Annotated in this window: 11 protein-coding genes and 3 pseudogenes; 6 read left to right on the plus strand and 8 right to left on the minus strand. The window is 67.9% G+C overall.

Going from position 1 to position 12,701, the window contains the following annotated elements:
- Nucleotides 1-15 precede the first annotated feature (15 nt).
- Both ABZY13_RS25720 and ABZY13_RS25725 read right to left on the minus strand, forming a co-directional pair.
- Nucleotides 16-1,257, minus strand: a complete 1,242-nt coding sequence (locus tag ABZY13_RS25720; RefSeq protein WP_356634696.1) for an extracellular solute-binding protein — start codon at nt 1,255-1,257, stop codon at nt 16-18.
- Nucleotides 1,258-1,399: 142 nt separating this feature from the next.
- Complete coding sequence (locus ABZY13_RS25725) at nt 1,400-2,434, minus strand: LacI family DNA-binding transcriptional regulator (protein WP_356634698.1); 1,035 nt, start codon at nt 2,432-2,434, stop codon at nt 1,400-1,402.
- 472 nt (nt 2,435-2,906) lie between these two features.
- Here ABZY13_RS25725 and ABZY13_RS25730 point away from each other — a divergent pair, with 472 nt between their 5' ends.
- A complete protein-coding gene (locus tag ABZY13_RS25730; RefSeq protein ID WP_356634700.1) occupies nt 2,907-5,549 on the plus strand; it encodes a cellulosome protein in 2,643 nt (880 codons plus the stop codon).
- 148 nt (nt 5,550-5,697) lie between these two features.
- Here the strand turns inward: ABZY13_RS25730 and ABZY13_RS25735 are convergent.
- A pseudogene (locus ABZY13_RS25735) lies at nt 5,698-5,902 on the minus strand (IS5/IS1182 family transposase); the annotation flags it as partial.
- Between the two features lie 225 nt (nt 5,903-6,127).
- On the minus strand, nt 6,128-6,715 hold the full coding sequence (locus tag ABZY13_RS25740; protein ID WP_356634702.1) for an NADPH-dependent F420 reductase: 588 nt from the start codon (nt 6,713-6,715) through the stop codon (nt 6,128-6,130).
- Between the two features lie 140 nt (nt 6,716-6,855).
- Here ABZY13_RS25740 and ABZY13_RS25745 point away from each other — a divergent pair, with 140 nt between their 5' ends.
- On the plus strand, nt 6,856-7,359 hold the full coding sequence (locus ABZY13_RS25745) for a MarR family transcriptional regulator (protein WP_356634704.1): 504 nt from the start codon (nt 6,856-6,858) through the stop codon (nt 7,357-7,359).
- Between the two features lie 19 nt (nt 7,360-7,378).
- Here ABZY13_RS25745 and ABZY13_RS25750 read toward each other — a convergent pair whose 3' ends face one another.
- Nucleotides 7,379-7,615 (minus strand): hypothetical protein, encoded by a 237-nt coding sequence (locus ABZY13_RS25750; protein ID WP_356634706.1) that lies wholly within the window; start codon nt 7,613-7,615, stop codon nt 7,379-7,381.
- 200 nt (nt 7,616-7,815) lie between these two features.
- On the opposite strand from ABZY13_RS25750, the gene ABZY13_RS25755 reads away from it, so the two are divergent.
- Nucleotides 7,816-8,355 carry a GNAT family N-acetyltransferase gene (locus tag ABZY13_RS25755; protein WP_356634708.1) on the plus strand — a complete coding sequence of 180 codons (540 nt, stop codon included), beginning with the start codon at nt 7,816-7,818 and terminating at the stop codon, nt 8,353-8,355.
- A gap of 200 nt (nt 8,356-8,555) precedes the next feature.
- On the opposite strand, the gene ABZY13_RS25760 is transcribed toward ABZY13_RS25755, so the two are convergent.
- Entirely contained in the window at nt 8,556-8,906 is a 351-nt protein-coding gene (locus ABZY13_RS25760) for a hypothetical protein (protein ID WP_356634710.1), read from the minus strand.
- A 17-nt stretch (nt 8,907-8,923) separates the two neighbouring features.
- Nucleotides 8,924-9,136 carry a hypothetical protein gene (locus tag ABZY13_RS25765; protein ID WP_356634712.1) on the minus strand — a complete coding sequence of 71 codons (213 nt, stop codon included), beginning with the start codon at nt 9,134-9,136 and terminating at the stop codon, nt 8,924-8,926.
- 221 nt (nt 9,137-9,357) lie between these two features.
- Here ABZY13_RS25765 and ABZY13_RS25770 point away from each other — a divergent pair.
- From ABZY13_RS25770 to ABZY13_RS25780, 3 genes and pseudogenes are all read left to right on the plus strand, one after another.
- A pseudogene (locus tag ABZY13_RS25770) lies at nt 9,358-9,685 on the plus strand (RHS repeat-associated core domain-containing protein); the annotation flags it as partial.
- A gap of 618 nt (nt 9,686-10,303) precedes the next feature.
- The gene (locus ABZY13_RS25775; RefSeq protein WP_356634714.1) at nt 10,304-11,731 is read left to right on the plus strand and encodes a hypothetical protein; all 1,428 of its coding nucleotides are present in this window, start codon (nt 10,304-10,306) and stop codon (nt 11,729-11,731) included.
- A 288-nt stretch (nt 11,732-12,019) separates the two neighbouring features.
- The gene (locus ABZY13_RS25780; protein WP_356634800.1) at nt 12,020-12,397 is read left to right on the plus strand and encodes a hypothetical protein; all 378 of its coding nucleotides are present in this window, start codon (nt 12,020-12,022) and stop codon (nt 12,395-12,397) included.
- Here ABZY13_RS25780 and ABZY13_RS25785 read toward each other — a convergent pair.
- Nucleotides 12,339-12,585, minus strand: a pseudogene (locus tag ABZY13_RS25785) (transposase family protein); the annotation flags it as partial. The gene ABZY13_RS25780 and the pseudogene ABZY13_RS25785 overlap by 59 nt on opposite strands.
- Between the last annotated feature and the right edge of the window lie 116 nt (nt 12,586-12,701).

The raw sequence follows: 12,701 nt of genomic DNA on the forward strand, positions 1-12,701 counted from the left end.
GCCCGCGCTTCCCGGCTACTTGACGGCGGACTGAGCCTTGGCCAGTGCGTCCTTGGGCGACTGGGCACCGCTGAGAGCGGACTGAACGGCCTTCCACAGCTGCTCGGATATCGTGGGGTAACGAGTGCCCAGATCGTCACTGGTGCGTCCCTTGGCAGCCTTCACCGCGTCGACCCAGGGCTTCAACCCGGGGTCCTGCGCCACCTGCCGGCCCTGTACGTCGCCGGTCGGCGCCACGTACGACAGGGTGGTGGCGGTGGAGTAGAGGTTCTTCGTACTGGTCAGGCAGGAGACCAGTTTCCGCGAAGTGGCGTAGCGGCCGGTGTCACCCTGTACCGGGACGGTGACGAACTCACCCCCGGTCGGGGCCGCGGCGCTACCACCGTTGACACCGGGAATGGGCAGCACACCGTAGTCGAATCCCACCTTCTCGGCGTTGGCAAGCTGCCATGTGCCGTTCTCCGCGAAGGCGTAGTCGCCGCTAGCGAACTCCTGCCAGCTGGTCGTCTGGGTGTTGTTGATGACCGAGTTCGGGGCGAAGCCCTTCTCCAGCCAGTCCCGCCACAGGGAGAGCGCGGACACTGCCCGGTCGGAGCCGAGGTCGGTCAACTCGGCGCCCGAGCCCCAGAACCACGGCAGGAACTGGAAGCTGCCTTCTTCCGTGCCGATGGCGGAGAACGTGATGCCCTTCTTGCCGGCCTTCGTGACCTTCTCCAGGGCCGCGGTCAGCGACTTCCAGTCCTTGACCGATGAGATGTCCACCCCAGCCTGCTCGAGCACGCCCTTGTTGTAGTAGAGGGCCAGGGTGTTGGCGCCGATCGGCGTGCCGTAGGTCTTCCCCTCCGACTGGCCGGCCGCAAGCAGGTTGGCGTCCACCGCGGAGGTGTCCAGCTTGTTCTCGTCGGTCGTGGTGAGAACACCAGCTTCGGCCAGAGTCGACACCACCGGGTTGTCGACTATGAGTACGTCCGCGGAGTTGTCCTGCTGCGCCGCCAGCAGCGCCTTGTTGGACAGGTCGCTCGTGTCGTAGGCCGTTCTCTTGATCTTCACGCCGGCCTCAGTGCCGCAGTCGTCGAGGAGCTTGGCCCAGTCGGACGACTTGTCGAACTGCGGGTAGGGGTCCCAGACGGTGTAGGTACCGCTGTCATCCCCGGCACTCGTGCTGCCCGAGTCCGAGGAACAGGCGGTACCGGTCACGGAGACGACGGTCAGCAGAGCGGCCGTCGCGATGAGACGGCTCCTCGACATGTTGCGCATTGCGGATTCCTTAGTTCTTGGAGCAAATGTGCGTGAGAGATCGTGCGGACGTGCGAGGGAACGTCGGCGCGCCAATGGCAACAGGCTCGTGGCGCTGCGGGGGGGGGTGATGCGGGCCGAGGACCGATGTCGGCATGCAGGACTACGGGGCGAAACCGGCAAAGGAAGTCGGGGTCGCGGGTCCCGTGCTGGACCGCAGGGAGATGGGTGGGGCGAGGAGGTGGTGCCGGGGGGCCGCGCCGGGGTGATCGAGGCGTTCCACGAGTAGTTCGACAGCGCGTCGGCCCATCTCCTCCGCCGGCACATCCGCTGCGGTGAGCTGAGGAGTCACCGTTTCCGCCCATCGGCTGGCCACCACTCCGGTGACGGAGAAATCGTGCGGCACATGACGGCCCGCCTGCGCGAGTCCCCGGTAGATGCCGCCCAGGGCAGCCTCGTTCAGCGTCACCACGGCCGTTGTGGTCGGGTCGTCCCGGAGGATCTGCTCAATGCACGCCTCGCCCGACGCCGCGTCGTCCCCGCAGCAGTACGTCCGCACGGTCAGCCCGCGCTCGGCAGCCGCCTTGGTGAACCCCTCCAGCCCTCGGTGTGCGGACTCGTATCCCGCCCGCAGCATGTGATCCGGCCGGTTGACGAAGGCGATCGTGCGGTGACCCAGGTCGGCGAGATGATGCACGCAGGACTTCACCAGACCGGTGTGATCCAGACCGACCCACCAGCCGTCCTCCGGTCGCGCAGTACGGCCGATGGCGACGCACGGAAAGTCCAGCGCGGTCATGTGATCAACGCGGTCGTCCTCCAGCCTGATCTCCATCAGGATGGCTCCGTCCACCCGCCGCTCGCCCAGCAGCCGCTGGAACGAGCGGTCGCTGTCCACGCCGCTCGGTGACATCAGGACGTCGTAGTCGTGCGCCGTGGCAGCCTCCACCACGCTGCCGATGAAGTCCAACTGCATCCCGGTGTAGTGGTTGCCGGCCGGCGGGAACACCAGGCCGATCGTGCTGGTCCGGCCGTTGGCGAGAGCTCGCGCGCTCGCGTTGGGCCGGTACCCCATCTCATCGATGACCCTCTGGATCTTCCGGCGGGTCTCCTCCGAGACGGTGCGCTTGCCACTGAGGGCGTAGGAAACGGTGCTCCGTGAAACACCGGCACGCTTGGCGATCTCACCGATGTTCACGGCGACACTCCTAGCCGAACTGGTTCGCTGCCATGGAGAGCAGTCGCACCGAGTCACATGAGAACGGAGATGAATGGGAACGGCGATCGGCTGTCGAACCGGTTCGCTACGAGGACGGTAGGAAGGGCCTGCGCGGCTGTCAACACCTTTGCCAGAGCGTCCCGTAACGGCCTCGACTCCCGCCGTTCCTGAGGCGACTTGTTGTGTCGCGAGTATTGCTGACCAGTTTCGGCGGTGCTAGCTTCCGTCGAACCGATTCGACCGCAGCTGGCTGAGCCCTGGCTGCCCAGGAGTCCGCGTCCTTGCCGCAGTCCCCGCAACACTCGCAACAGGAACTTCACGCGCCTTCCCGCGGAGGCCGCGCCACCTTCAGCGACGGTGCGTCGAACCGGTTCGGAATCATCCCAGTCAGCGCATACCTCTGGAGAGCTCAGTGCGAAGATCAAGAACGACGGCTGCCGGTGCTGCGGCCGTGTCGGTCCTGGCCGCCTTGCTCGCCGGCCCCTCGACCGGAACGGCCAGTGCCGCGGAACCGGAACGACTCGTCATCGACCTCGCCACCAACACCGGCGCCTTCCACGGCGGCGCCTCCGGCTCCCTTTACGGCGTCTACGGGGACGGCGTGCCGAGCCGCAACCTCATCGAAGGCATGAAGCTGCGCACGGTGTCCACGAAAGCGCAGGACGGACCGCAGCACCCGGGCGCGGACGCCCTGGAGATGCTGCCGCCCTTCGTGGACTCAGGCGGCAAGGATGTCTACATCTACATGACGGACATCTATCGCGGCTTCCCCTACCAGTGGCCGGGCGACAACGGTCCCGCCCGGCTCGCGGACTTCAAGGAGAAGATCAAGAAGCAGGTCGCCCAGGTCAAGACGATCGGCGACTACAAGGGCCACGTCGTCTACGTCCCCTTCAATGAACCCGAAGGGAACATGTTCGGTACGGGCACATGGTCCTACAACAAGGTGTCCTGGCTGGACGACCCCCAGTACTTCTTCGCGGCCTGGAAGGAGGTCTACCACCTGATCAAGAGCCTCGACCCGGGCGCCCGGATCGCAGGCCCCAATACGTCCCTCCTGTTCGACCAGAACAAGGGCTTCCTCCAGTACGCCAAGGACAACAACGTCGTCCCTGACGTGATGACCTGGCACGAGCTGTCCTCGCCCGCCGCCGTCCGCACGAGTGTGGCCAAGTACCGGGTATGGGAGAAGGAGATCGGGATCGGCCCGCTGCCGATCAACGTCAACGAGTACGGACACAACTACCACCTGTCGGTGCCCGGCCAGGTCATCCAGTGGGTCTCCGCCATCGAGGAGTCGAAGATCGACGCCGACCTGGCGTACTGGAACATCGACGGCAACCTCAACGACTCCGCCGTGGAGGCCAACAAGGGCAACGGCCAATGGTGGCTGTTCAACGCCTACGGCCACATGTCCGGACACACAGTGCAGGTGACCGCACCGCATCCGAACGTGCAGTACACCCTCCAAGGCGTGGCCACCCTCGACAAGGACAAGAAGCAGTCCCGGGCCCTCTTCGGCGGCAAGAGCGGCGACGCGGACGTCGTCTTCCGCAACGTCGACACTGGACTGTTCGGGAAGACCGTGCACGTCACGGTGCAGGAGATTCCCTGGACCGGCCAGGTCGGCGGCTCGGCACAGCCACTGCGGCTGGCCGACCAGAAGGTCGACGTCGGCGCGGACGGCACCGTGACCCTGCCGATGCGGGGCATGAACGACATGTCCGCCTACCAGGTCATCCTCTCCCCCGGCGGCGGCGGTGGCGTGCCGGCTTCGCCCTCGGTGAGCTGGCGCAAGTCGTACGAGGCGGAAAACGCCGCGTACACCGGCTCGGGCTATTCCAAGAACGGACCGGAGGGCACGCCCTCGGACGTCGGCAAGTTCGCCACCTCCGGCACCTACAACGTGGGCGGTCTGCGCACCGGCTCCGACGGGGTCCTCGCCTTCGACGTCGACGTTCCCAAGGACGGCACCTACGACCTGAGCGTCTTTGCCAACTCCTACAACCTGTACGACCTGGTGAAAGAGCAGGGGCCGACCAACGTCTTCCTGCGCGTCGACGGCAAGAACCCGCAGGAGCTGCGGCTGCCGCTGGGCTACAAGTGGGTGGTGTGGGGCCACACTGACACGACGGTCCGGCTCACCGCCGGCAAGCACCGGATCACGCTCGCCGCGCAGGACTCCGACCTGGGTGTCACCAAGGGCGACGCGATCATCGACAAGATCGACCTCAGTCTGCGCGACAGTCTCGTCACGCAGCCTGCGATCTACGAAGCCGAGTACGCCGCGCTCACTAGGACCCAGCCCTCCTACACCCGCTCCGGCGTGTCCGGCCCCGGCACGGTGACGCTGGCCAACGGCGCCTCCACGACCTTCTGGATCCACTCCGCCACCGACGGAGAATCCACCATTTCCGTCGATCACCTGGGCGGCGGCGGGGCAACTCTCGCCCTCAACGGCGAGAAGCTCGACCTGCCCACGATCGGGGGTGCTCAGAAGGGCACGCACGAAGTCAAGCTGTTCCTCTCCGGCGGCATCAACAAGATCACCTTGACCGGCACCTCCGACGGGCTGATCCTCGACCGGCTGCGCGTCGCCCCGTCACGAGGTGCACTCACGCCCAACACCTACCAGGCCGAGAACGGATCGCTCTCCGGCGCCGCCAAGACCACCGACGACTACACCTTCGCCAACGGCGGCAAGGCCGTCACGAGCATCGGCGACGGGAAGAGCAACGCCCTCACACTCGACGTGACGGCCACCAAGACCGGTCGGCACGCACTCACCATCCGCTACTCCAACGCCGAACAAGCACCCGCCACCCACTACAACCCCGACCCCGTCGCCCGCCACGCAGACCTGTCCGTCAACGGAGAAGCGGCCCGCCGCATCCTGTTCCCGACCACCTTCCACTTCAACAACTTCTGGCAGCTGACCGTGCCGGTCACACTCAAGGAGGGCACGAACCGTCTCACCTTCACAGCCGAGGAACTGCCGGACTTCAACGGCGACACCTACAACCAGTACGACCAGCGCTCCCCCTACGCACCAGTGATCGACCAAGTCGCTGTCACGCCGCTGGCCGCGGGGTGACACCCCCCTCCCCTGACCGCTGAGGCGGGGCACCGACGTCCCACGGTGCCCCGCCTCAGCTGCACCGGAACCTGACACCGACGAAGAACGGGGCAGCAAGTTGCACTCGCCCGCCGGGCTCGCGTGACAGGTCGGTGAAGGCGGGTGCGTCACCGGCCTGTCCGGCGGTGAGGTGGAAGGCCAGTGGCCGGCAGCGGTCGTCGGCGGCGAGGTGGATCTGTGTGGTCAGTCCGCCGCGGGAGCGGCCGAGGGCGTGGTCACCGGGTTCGCCAGCCGGGGCCCTTCTTGCGGGCTCCGGCCGCGTGTTGGTGGGCCCGCACGATCGTGGAGTCGACCGAGACGGCCCAGTCGACGTGACGACCCGCAGGGAGTAGGCGAGTGCCGTCCGCCGACCTGATTGAAGCGCATCAATCAGCGGGGCGATCGGTACCATCACGCTCATGACGCGCGCCTGAGCCGGTCATGGAGTGGCCGTCCTGGACAGCTGTCGGCTGTAAGGCGTGTTCAAGAAGCTGCCCGTATCAGGCATCGGCGCGCGGGTGGTTGAAGGTCCGCTGCCCGTCTCGGTGCGTACCGGGTCAGGCGCGGGCCAGCACGTATCCGATGCCCGGACCGAGGCCCTGACCGAAAGCGAGCTGGATCAGCAGCTCGACGGCGGGTTCGGTGTAACGGGCGTTGCTCAGCGGGCCCGCATCGACGGCATCGAAGCCCAGCTCGGCGGCGAGCTGGAGGACGGTCTTCCTGGCTTCGTCGTCGTCTGCGGCGACGGGCAGCAAAAGCGGGGAGCCGCCGATCCGGCCGGTCTCCATGGTGGTGGCCATGGCTGTGTTGAATGCCTTGACCACGCGAGCGCCGGGCAGTGTCGCGGCGTTCTGCTCGCCGCCCGAGGTGGTGTGGCCCACGGTCAGCGACATGAAATCGGCTGCCAGGGGGTTGGTGGCGTCGACGACGATCTTGCCGGACAGGGCGCGCTTCACCCGCGGGTCCAGTCGCGCGACCGCGTCGAAGGGCACGGCCAGCACCGTGACGTCGGCGGCCTCGATGTCGGCGGCGAGCCGGGACGGGCCGGTGGCGGAGTCGGCCGTGGTGACTTCGTGTCCGTTCCCGGCGAAGCGCCGGGCCAGAACGGAACCGACGTTGCCCGCTCCGATGATGCTGATCTTCACTGCTACTCCCGGTATGAATGAGCACGCCCGACATGCGAATGCTTCGAACTCGAAGCTCCGAAGCGATGTCGACGACCATAGCCCTGCTTCGAACTCGAAGCAAGTGCTTCGAGTTCGAAACAAAAGGGTAGGGTGACGCCATGACCCAATCCGAGCCCCGCTGGCTGGACGAAACCGAGATGCGCGCCTGGAACGGCTTCCTCGTGACCGCGAGCCTGATCGCCCGGGTGGTCGACGCCCAGCTCAGCGAGGCAGGCGGAGTCAGCCGCGTCCAGTACGAGATCCTCACCCGCATCCACGCCAGCCCGGGGCAGCGGCACCGGATGACCGAGCTCGCCGAGAGCATGGTCTTCTCGCGCAGCGGAATGACCTACCAGGTCGCCCAACTCGAAAAGGCCGGCCTCCTGCGCCGCGAGACCGACCCCGAGGACGAGCGCGGAGTGCTCGCGATCCTCACCGACGAAGGGCAGCGGGTCCTCGAAGCCGCCGCCCCGGGCCACCTCGCCACCGTCCGCCAGGGCTTCCTCGACATCCTCAGTCCCGAGCAGATCTCCCAGCTCGCCGACATCATGGACATCACCAGCGCCCACCTGCGCGCCACCGTCCCCGTCACCCCGCCCCGCAGGAGCGCGAGCACGTCCTAATCGAGCCCTTCCGATGTGATCAGTGCTCGAAAGCGGTCAGTGACCGCAGGGCCGGCGCGCCGGTCTCGCGGTTGTGCCGGATGGCGGCGGCCATCGCAAGGATGCGCTGGGCGACGCGGACGGCGACCTCGACGGTCCGGCCACCGTGGCGTGTTCCGCGAGTCGAGCTGGCGCCCTTGAGGGTGTCGTTGACCGACTTGATCAACCGCCGCACTGACTTTGCCCTTGTCGGCTGCGTTGCTACCTCGATGTCCACCAGGAACTCCGATCACAGCTGTGAGGCCCGAAGCCGGCTGCTGCCACCTCGCGTGGCCTCGACGGTGCAGCTGCCTACGAGGCCGGCTCGTACTCAACGTTCTGAGACAGGCAGCCGCCGGCCATGTGCCTTGCTTGGGACTGTCCGTCGCTGGAGGAAACCAGGTGACCTTGGCCGGACCGCCCGGGTAAGGTCGGGCAATGCCCGAGTTGCAGCGGCTGCATGCTGGCCATGCCCCGGCGGTCTTGGCCTTCGAATTGGCGAACCGCGCCTACTTCGCTGCCTCGGTCCCCGACCGCGGCGATGACTTCTTCGACCAGTTCACCGACCGGTACAACGCTTTGCTCGCTGAGCAGGAGGCCGGCGTCTGCGCCTTCCATGTGCTCGTCGCCGAGGAAGGCTCGGTACTCGGCAGGTTCAACCTGGTCGACATCGAGGACCACACTGCGGAAGTCGGCTACCGGGTCGCGCAGCATGTCGCCGGCCGAGGCGTGGCGACCGCAACCGTCCGGGAACTGTGCCAACTGGCGGCGTTCCAGTACCGGTTGCGCACACTGCGGGCGGCCGCTGTCCGCCAGAATGCCGCGTCCCAAAGGGTTCTGACCAAAGCGGGGTTCGTCCCCGTCGGCCCCGCCGACCCGGCTCATCTCGGCGGTGCGCCAGGCACCTGGTATCAGCGCGACCTGGTGCACACCATCTTGCCGGGGAACCGGCTGCGGGAAGGCCGCAGCCACCGCTGATCATCGGTGTGTGAAGACCCAACGATCACGCGGTGGCCGCTGGGCAGCGTAGACCTGCCCGCTGGCAGGAGGCATTCGGGGCCGTGATGTCCCGGACAGCGAGCCGGTTCGCGCGGACGAACCCCGGCATCGCTGCGGGACTTGGCGCGAGGGCTGCTGTCGGACCTGCCGCGCATCGCCTCCACCTCCTACAGGGAGGGTCAACGGCCGAGCACACCCGCCAGGCAGCCCACCGCGCTCGTACCGGCGAGGACGACGCATGCGCAGGCGACGTGGCGTTTGAGCAACTTACGGCGCAGGGCGGCATAGCGGGCCTCGTACTCGCCGCGCAGTTCAATGGCCCGGTCAGCCGTCGTCTGCAGCATGCGACGGGTGACGACCATGCGCTGACGGACGTATTGACGGGTGACGTCCTCGGCCTGGGCGCTGGTCAGCCAGGACATCCGCGCGCAGATTTCCGCCGCCTCTCGGCGTGCGTCCTCCTCGTGGGCGCGGGCGAGAAGGTATCCCTCGACCGAGTTGACCAGTGCCGCCGCATCATCGTGCGACACGTGCTCTCCGTCGCCCCTCATCCCGGTTCCCCCTTGTGATCGTCGGTGCCGACGACGTCCCGTTGCCCGGCGTTCGGCTGCTGCTCCGGTTGAGCGAGGTTCGGGTGGTGCAGGAAGGCGGGTGACGCGGAGCGGATGCGCGGCGGCACATGAAGTTCGTGCCGGGGCGCAGGGCAGGAGGTGGTCCACTCCAGGGAGCGGCCGTAGCCCCAGAGGTCGTCGACCTGCACCCACTCGCCTTTCCTCGCGGTCTTCAGACGTTGTAGACCCTTCAGTCCCAGGTGGTGGCGTTCCTTCGGCCGAATGCCGTATCGATTCACCCTTCCCGACGGACCGAAGCCGCAAGGACACGCCGCCGTGGCCCCGGACAGCTCGGACAGAACGGAGCATGGGCAGGTGCCCGGCGATCACCGGCAGCAACACTGGCCTTCCACGACCGAGATCCCGCCGTGGGGGCGCGCTGAACTCCATGACGACCGGGGGCAGGACGTACTTCTACCTCACGGACGCCATCGGCAGCGTGGTCGCCCTGGCGGACGCGGACGGCAACAAGGTCAACAGCTACGCGTACAGCCCCCGCGGCGTGCGCCTGGTGGCCCAGTCGTACGAACCGGTCGTCCAGCCCTACCGCTTCGCCTGCGGCTACCAGGACCCCACCGGCCTCTACCGGCCTCTACCACTTCGAGGCCCGCTGCTACGACGCCAACATCGGCCGCTTCACCCAGCCCGACCCCTCCGGCCAGGAGAAGAACCCCTACCTGTACGCCGAAGGCGACCCGTACGAGGAGGCCTTCGGAACGGCGCTGAGTTTCGCCGTCGACAAGGGAGTGACCGCTGGGTGTCTCTATCTGACCGTGGGAGTGGGTTCAGGTGGTTGCGCACTGGCGGGAAACGGCAGCGGGCGAGGTGACTGGGGCCGTGTACGACAGAGCCACGAAGTAGTCAGAAGCGCAGCCGATCCCAACCGAAGGAGTGGAGTGACTCCGATGCGACAGAGCAAGGACTGGACTGTACTGGCATACAAGGGCCTGGGTGGAGCCCCGATGTGGGTCGTGATCGGGCTTCTTGTCACTGCTGCTCATGCAGCGCGCTGGCCTCAAGGGACTACCTGGCAACCGCCGCCGACGGCCGCGGCACGACGTCGTAGCAGTGCTGCCAGGGATCTGCCGCCAGGGACGCCTGACGCTTCCGCGTCGTGACGGGCCCGCCCCTCGGGGGCGGGCCCGTTCGCGTTGTCGGGCGTGGGGGTTGGGCGTCGGTGTCGGCGCTGTCGCGCGGCGGTGTTGCCGGCGTTCGCGTTGTCGGCGGAAAAGCAGGGCAACCTCACAGCGGGCTCATAGGTCATGCATACGGCGTCACCGATCCGGTGCGCCGCATGTCCGACTCACGGGGGTCCCATGACGTCTCTTGCCGCGGTGCGGCACACCATCTCAGCGTTCGCGCTGGCCGCCCTGGCCGGTACGGCGCTCGCTGTTCCGGCCAGTGCCAGTGCCCAGGAGGAACCGCTGCCGGTCTCCGTGACCGGCCCCGACAGCGTGAACCTGTCGCTGCAACCGGAGTCCGGTGAGCCGGGCGAGCCGGGTGAGCCGCAGATCGAGCTCGGACTCCGGGCACCCGGCGAGCCGGTGCCGGACGAGAACGGAGTCATCTATCCGATCCACCAGGGCGACTACACGGTCACGGTGGACGTGAGCTCCCTGGCCGGTGTCGCCGCCGTCGACTTCTCCCGCCTGGGCGGGGGGCAGGGCTGCTCCGTCGACGGGCTGGTCGCGACCTGCAGCGACTACGAGATCTATGCCGGCCAGGACTACAACGACCTGGGCGGCATCAGACTCGACGTGACCGACGAGAGCGCCGCGGGCGACTTCGGCACCATCGAGGTCACGGCCGCGGGCGAGGGCCTGGCCTTCACCGGGCACACGGTGGACGTGCTGGTCGGCGGCCCCGAGCTGCGGATGAAGCAGCTGACCGAGCCCGAGGGCTTCCGGGCCGGCGACACCTTCCAGGCGCCGCTGGGCTTCCGCAACCTGGGCGGCCTCGGTGGCAAGGGCGTCGTGCTGCAGATCTCCGGCACCCGGGGCCTCTCCTTTCCCAGCACCTACGGCAACTGCTGGTACGACCCGCGTGACCCCGACAAGCTGCTCGATCGCTCCACGGCCCTCTGCGTCTTCGACACCGAGTTCGCCGGCGGCGCGGCCTACGGGCTGAACGCCCCGTTCCCGATCGGGACGGCCGGCTTCGCGCTCTACGACTCGATGTCCTACACCTTCAGCGCGGTGCCCGCCGACCAGGTGGCCGACCTGCTGGCCGAGGGCGACTACCAGGCCGGTGCCGGGCCCGACCTGGAACTGGTGCGGCTGCCGGACGCCGACCCCGCGGGCTACACCCGGTACGCGGAGACGGACTTCCCGACGACGAACACCTTCGATCTCGATCTGACCGGTGAGCGGCTGTGGGCCCGCAAGGGCGAGACGGTGTCGGTCGACGTCGGCTTCGCCAACCACGGCCCCGCCTGGCTCGCCCTGCTGCGCTCCGGCGGCGAGCCGATCTTCTTCTGGGTCGACCTTCCCCCGGGGACCACGGCCACCACGGTCCCCGAGGGCTGCCAGGCCGCCGACTGGGAGGGCGCCGAGGGTGACTACCTCTGCTTCGTCGACACCCCGATCCTGGAGGACGCCTCCCGCACCTTCACCTTCGGCCTCCGCGTCGGCGAGGTGATCAGGAACGCCACCGGCCGGGCGTTCTTCGCGTACACGATGCCCAACGAGGGCAATCCGGCGAACGACTCCGGCGCCATCGTGCTGAACCCGAGGGGCCGGCTCTGATCGACGGCAGTGCGGGCCCGCCCCTCGGGGCGGGCCCGTTCCGCGTTCCGGCCGCGCTCCGAGCGCAGGCCGCAGGGCGACCGGGCCGCAACGGGCGTGGGACGGGGGCGCTTCGGCGGTATTCAGCGATGTCCGGTGGTGCTCGGCCAACACCACCGAGCGATCCCGAACACCCCCGGCGCGGCCAGGCGCACCGGCGGACGGCATGCGCACGAGGACCAGGAGATGCATGCGCATTAGCCGAAGCTCAAAGCCGCCGACGCAGGCTCCTGGGCGTCGGTGTGCTCCGTGCTGGTGGCGCGACAAGGCCTGCTCCTGGAGGAAACCCATATCGTAAACGCCACACGCTGGCACCGTCTCACCAAGGAAAACCTCAACGCAGTGCGCGCCGGTCTGGGCCCGCGTGCCCTGCTGACCGTCTGGCCCGACCTGCAACCCGACGTCGGCGCGGTCCTGACCGCACTGCTGTCCGAATGGCACCTCGAGTTCGTCTGGGAGACGAAGGACGGAACGATCAGAGACGTGACCGTCGATGAGACCCAGTTCCGGGAGCTCGCTGCCCTGGTAGCCGACGCGCGAGCGGCCCGCGCCCTGTCCCTCTACGCCGACGCACCGCATCGGCCAGGCTGGGGGCGAGAGTGGCCAGCAGCTCGACCGATTCGGTGATGTAGCGGTAGGCCGTCGTGGTGCCGACGCCGAATCCGGCGGCGAGCTGGACATAGGGGTGTCCCATCCGCAGATGGGCGAGGGTGCAGGGCCTGGCGGCCGGCGGTCAGACGCCGCCACCAGGAGCAGATCGCGCGCCGGTGGCGCCGCAACTGCTGCGTGAGGAAGCGGAGGCCAGAGCTGGACACGTCGACGCCCGACGGGTGGAGACCGCTGAGCCGATATGGGTGAGCACCGCGGCGGCACCGTCTTCTGCTGCGATGCGGTGGCCGAGTTCGGTCGCGCGGCGTCGGTGGGCCGGCTC

This window comes from Streptomyces sp. NPDC006610 (assembly GCF_040611575.1).
GTDB lineage: Bacteria > Actinomycetota > Actinomycetes > Streptomycetales > Streptomycetaceae > Streptomyces.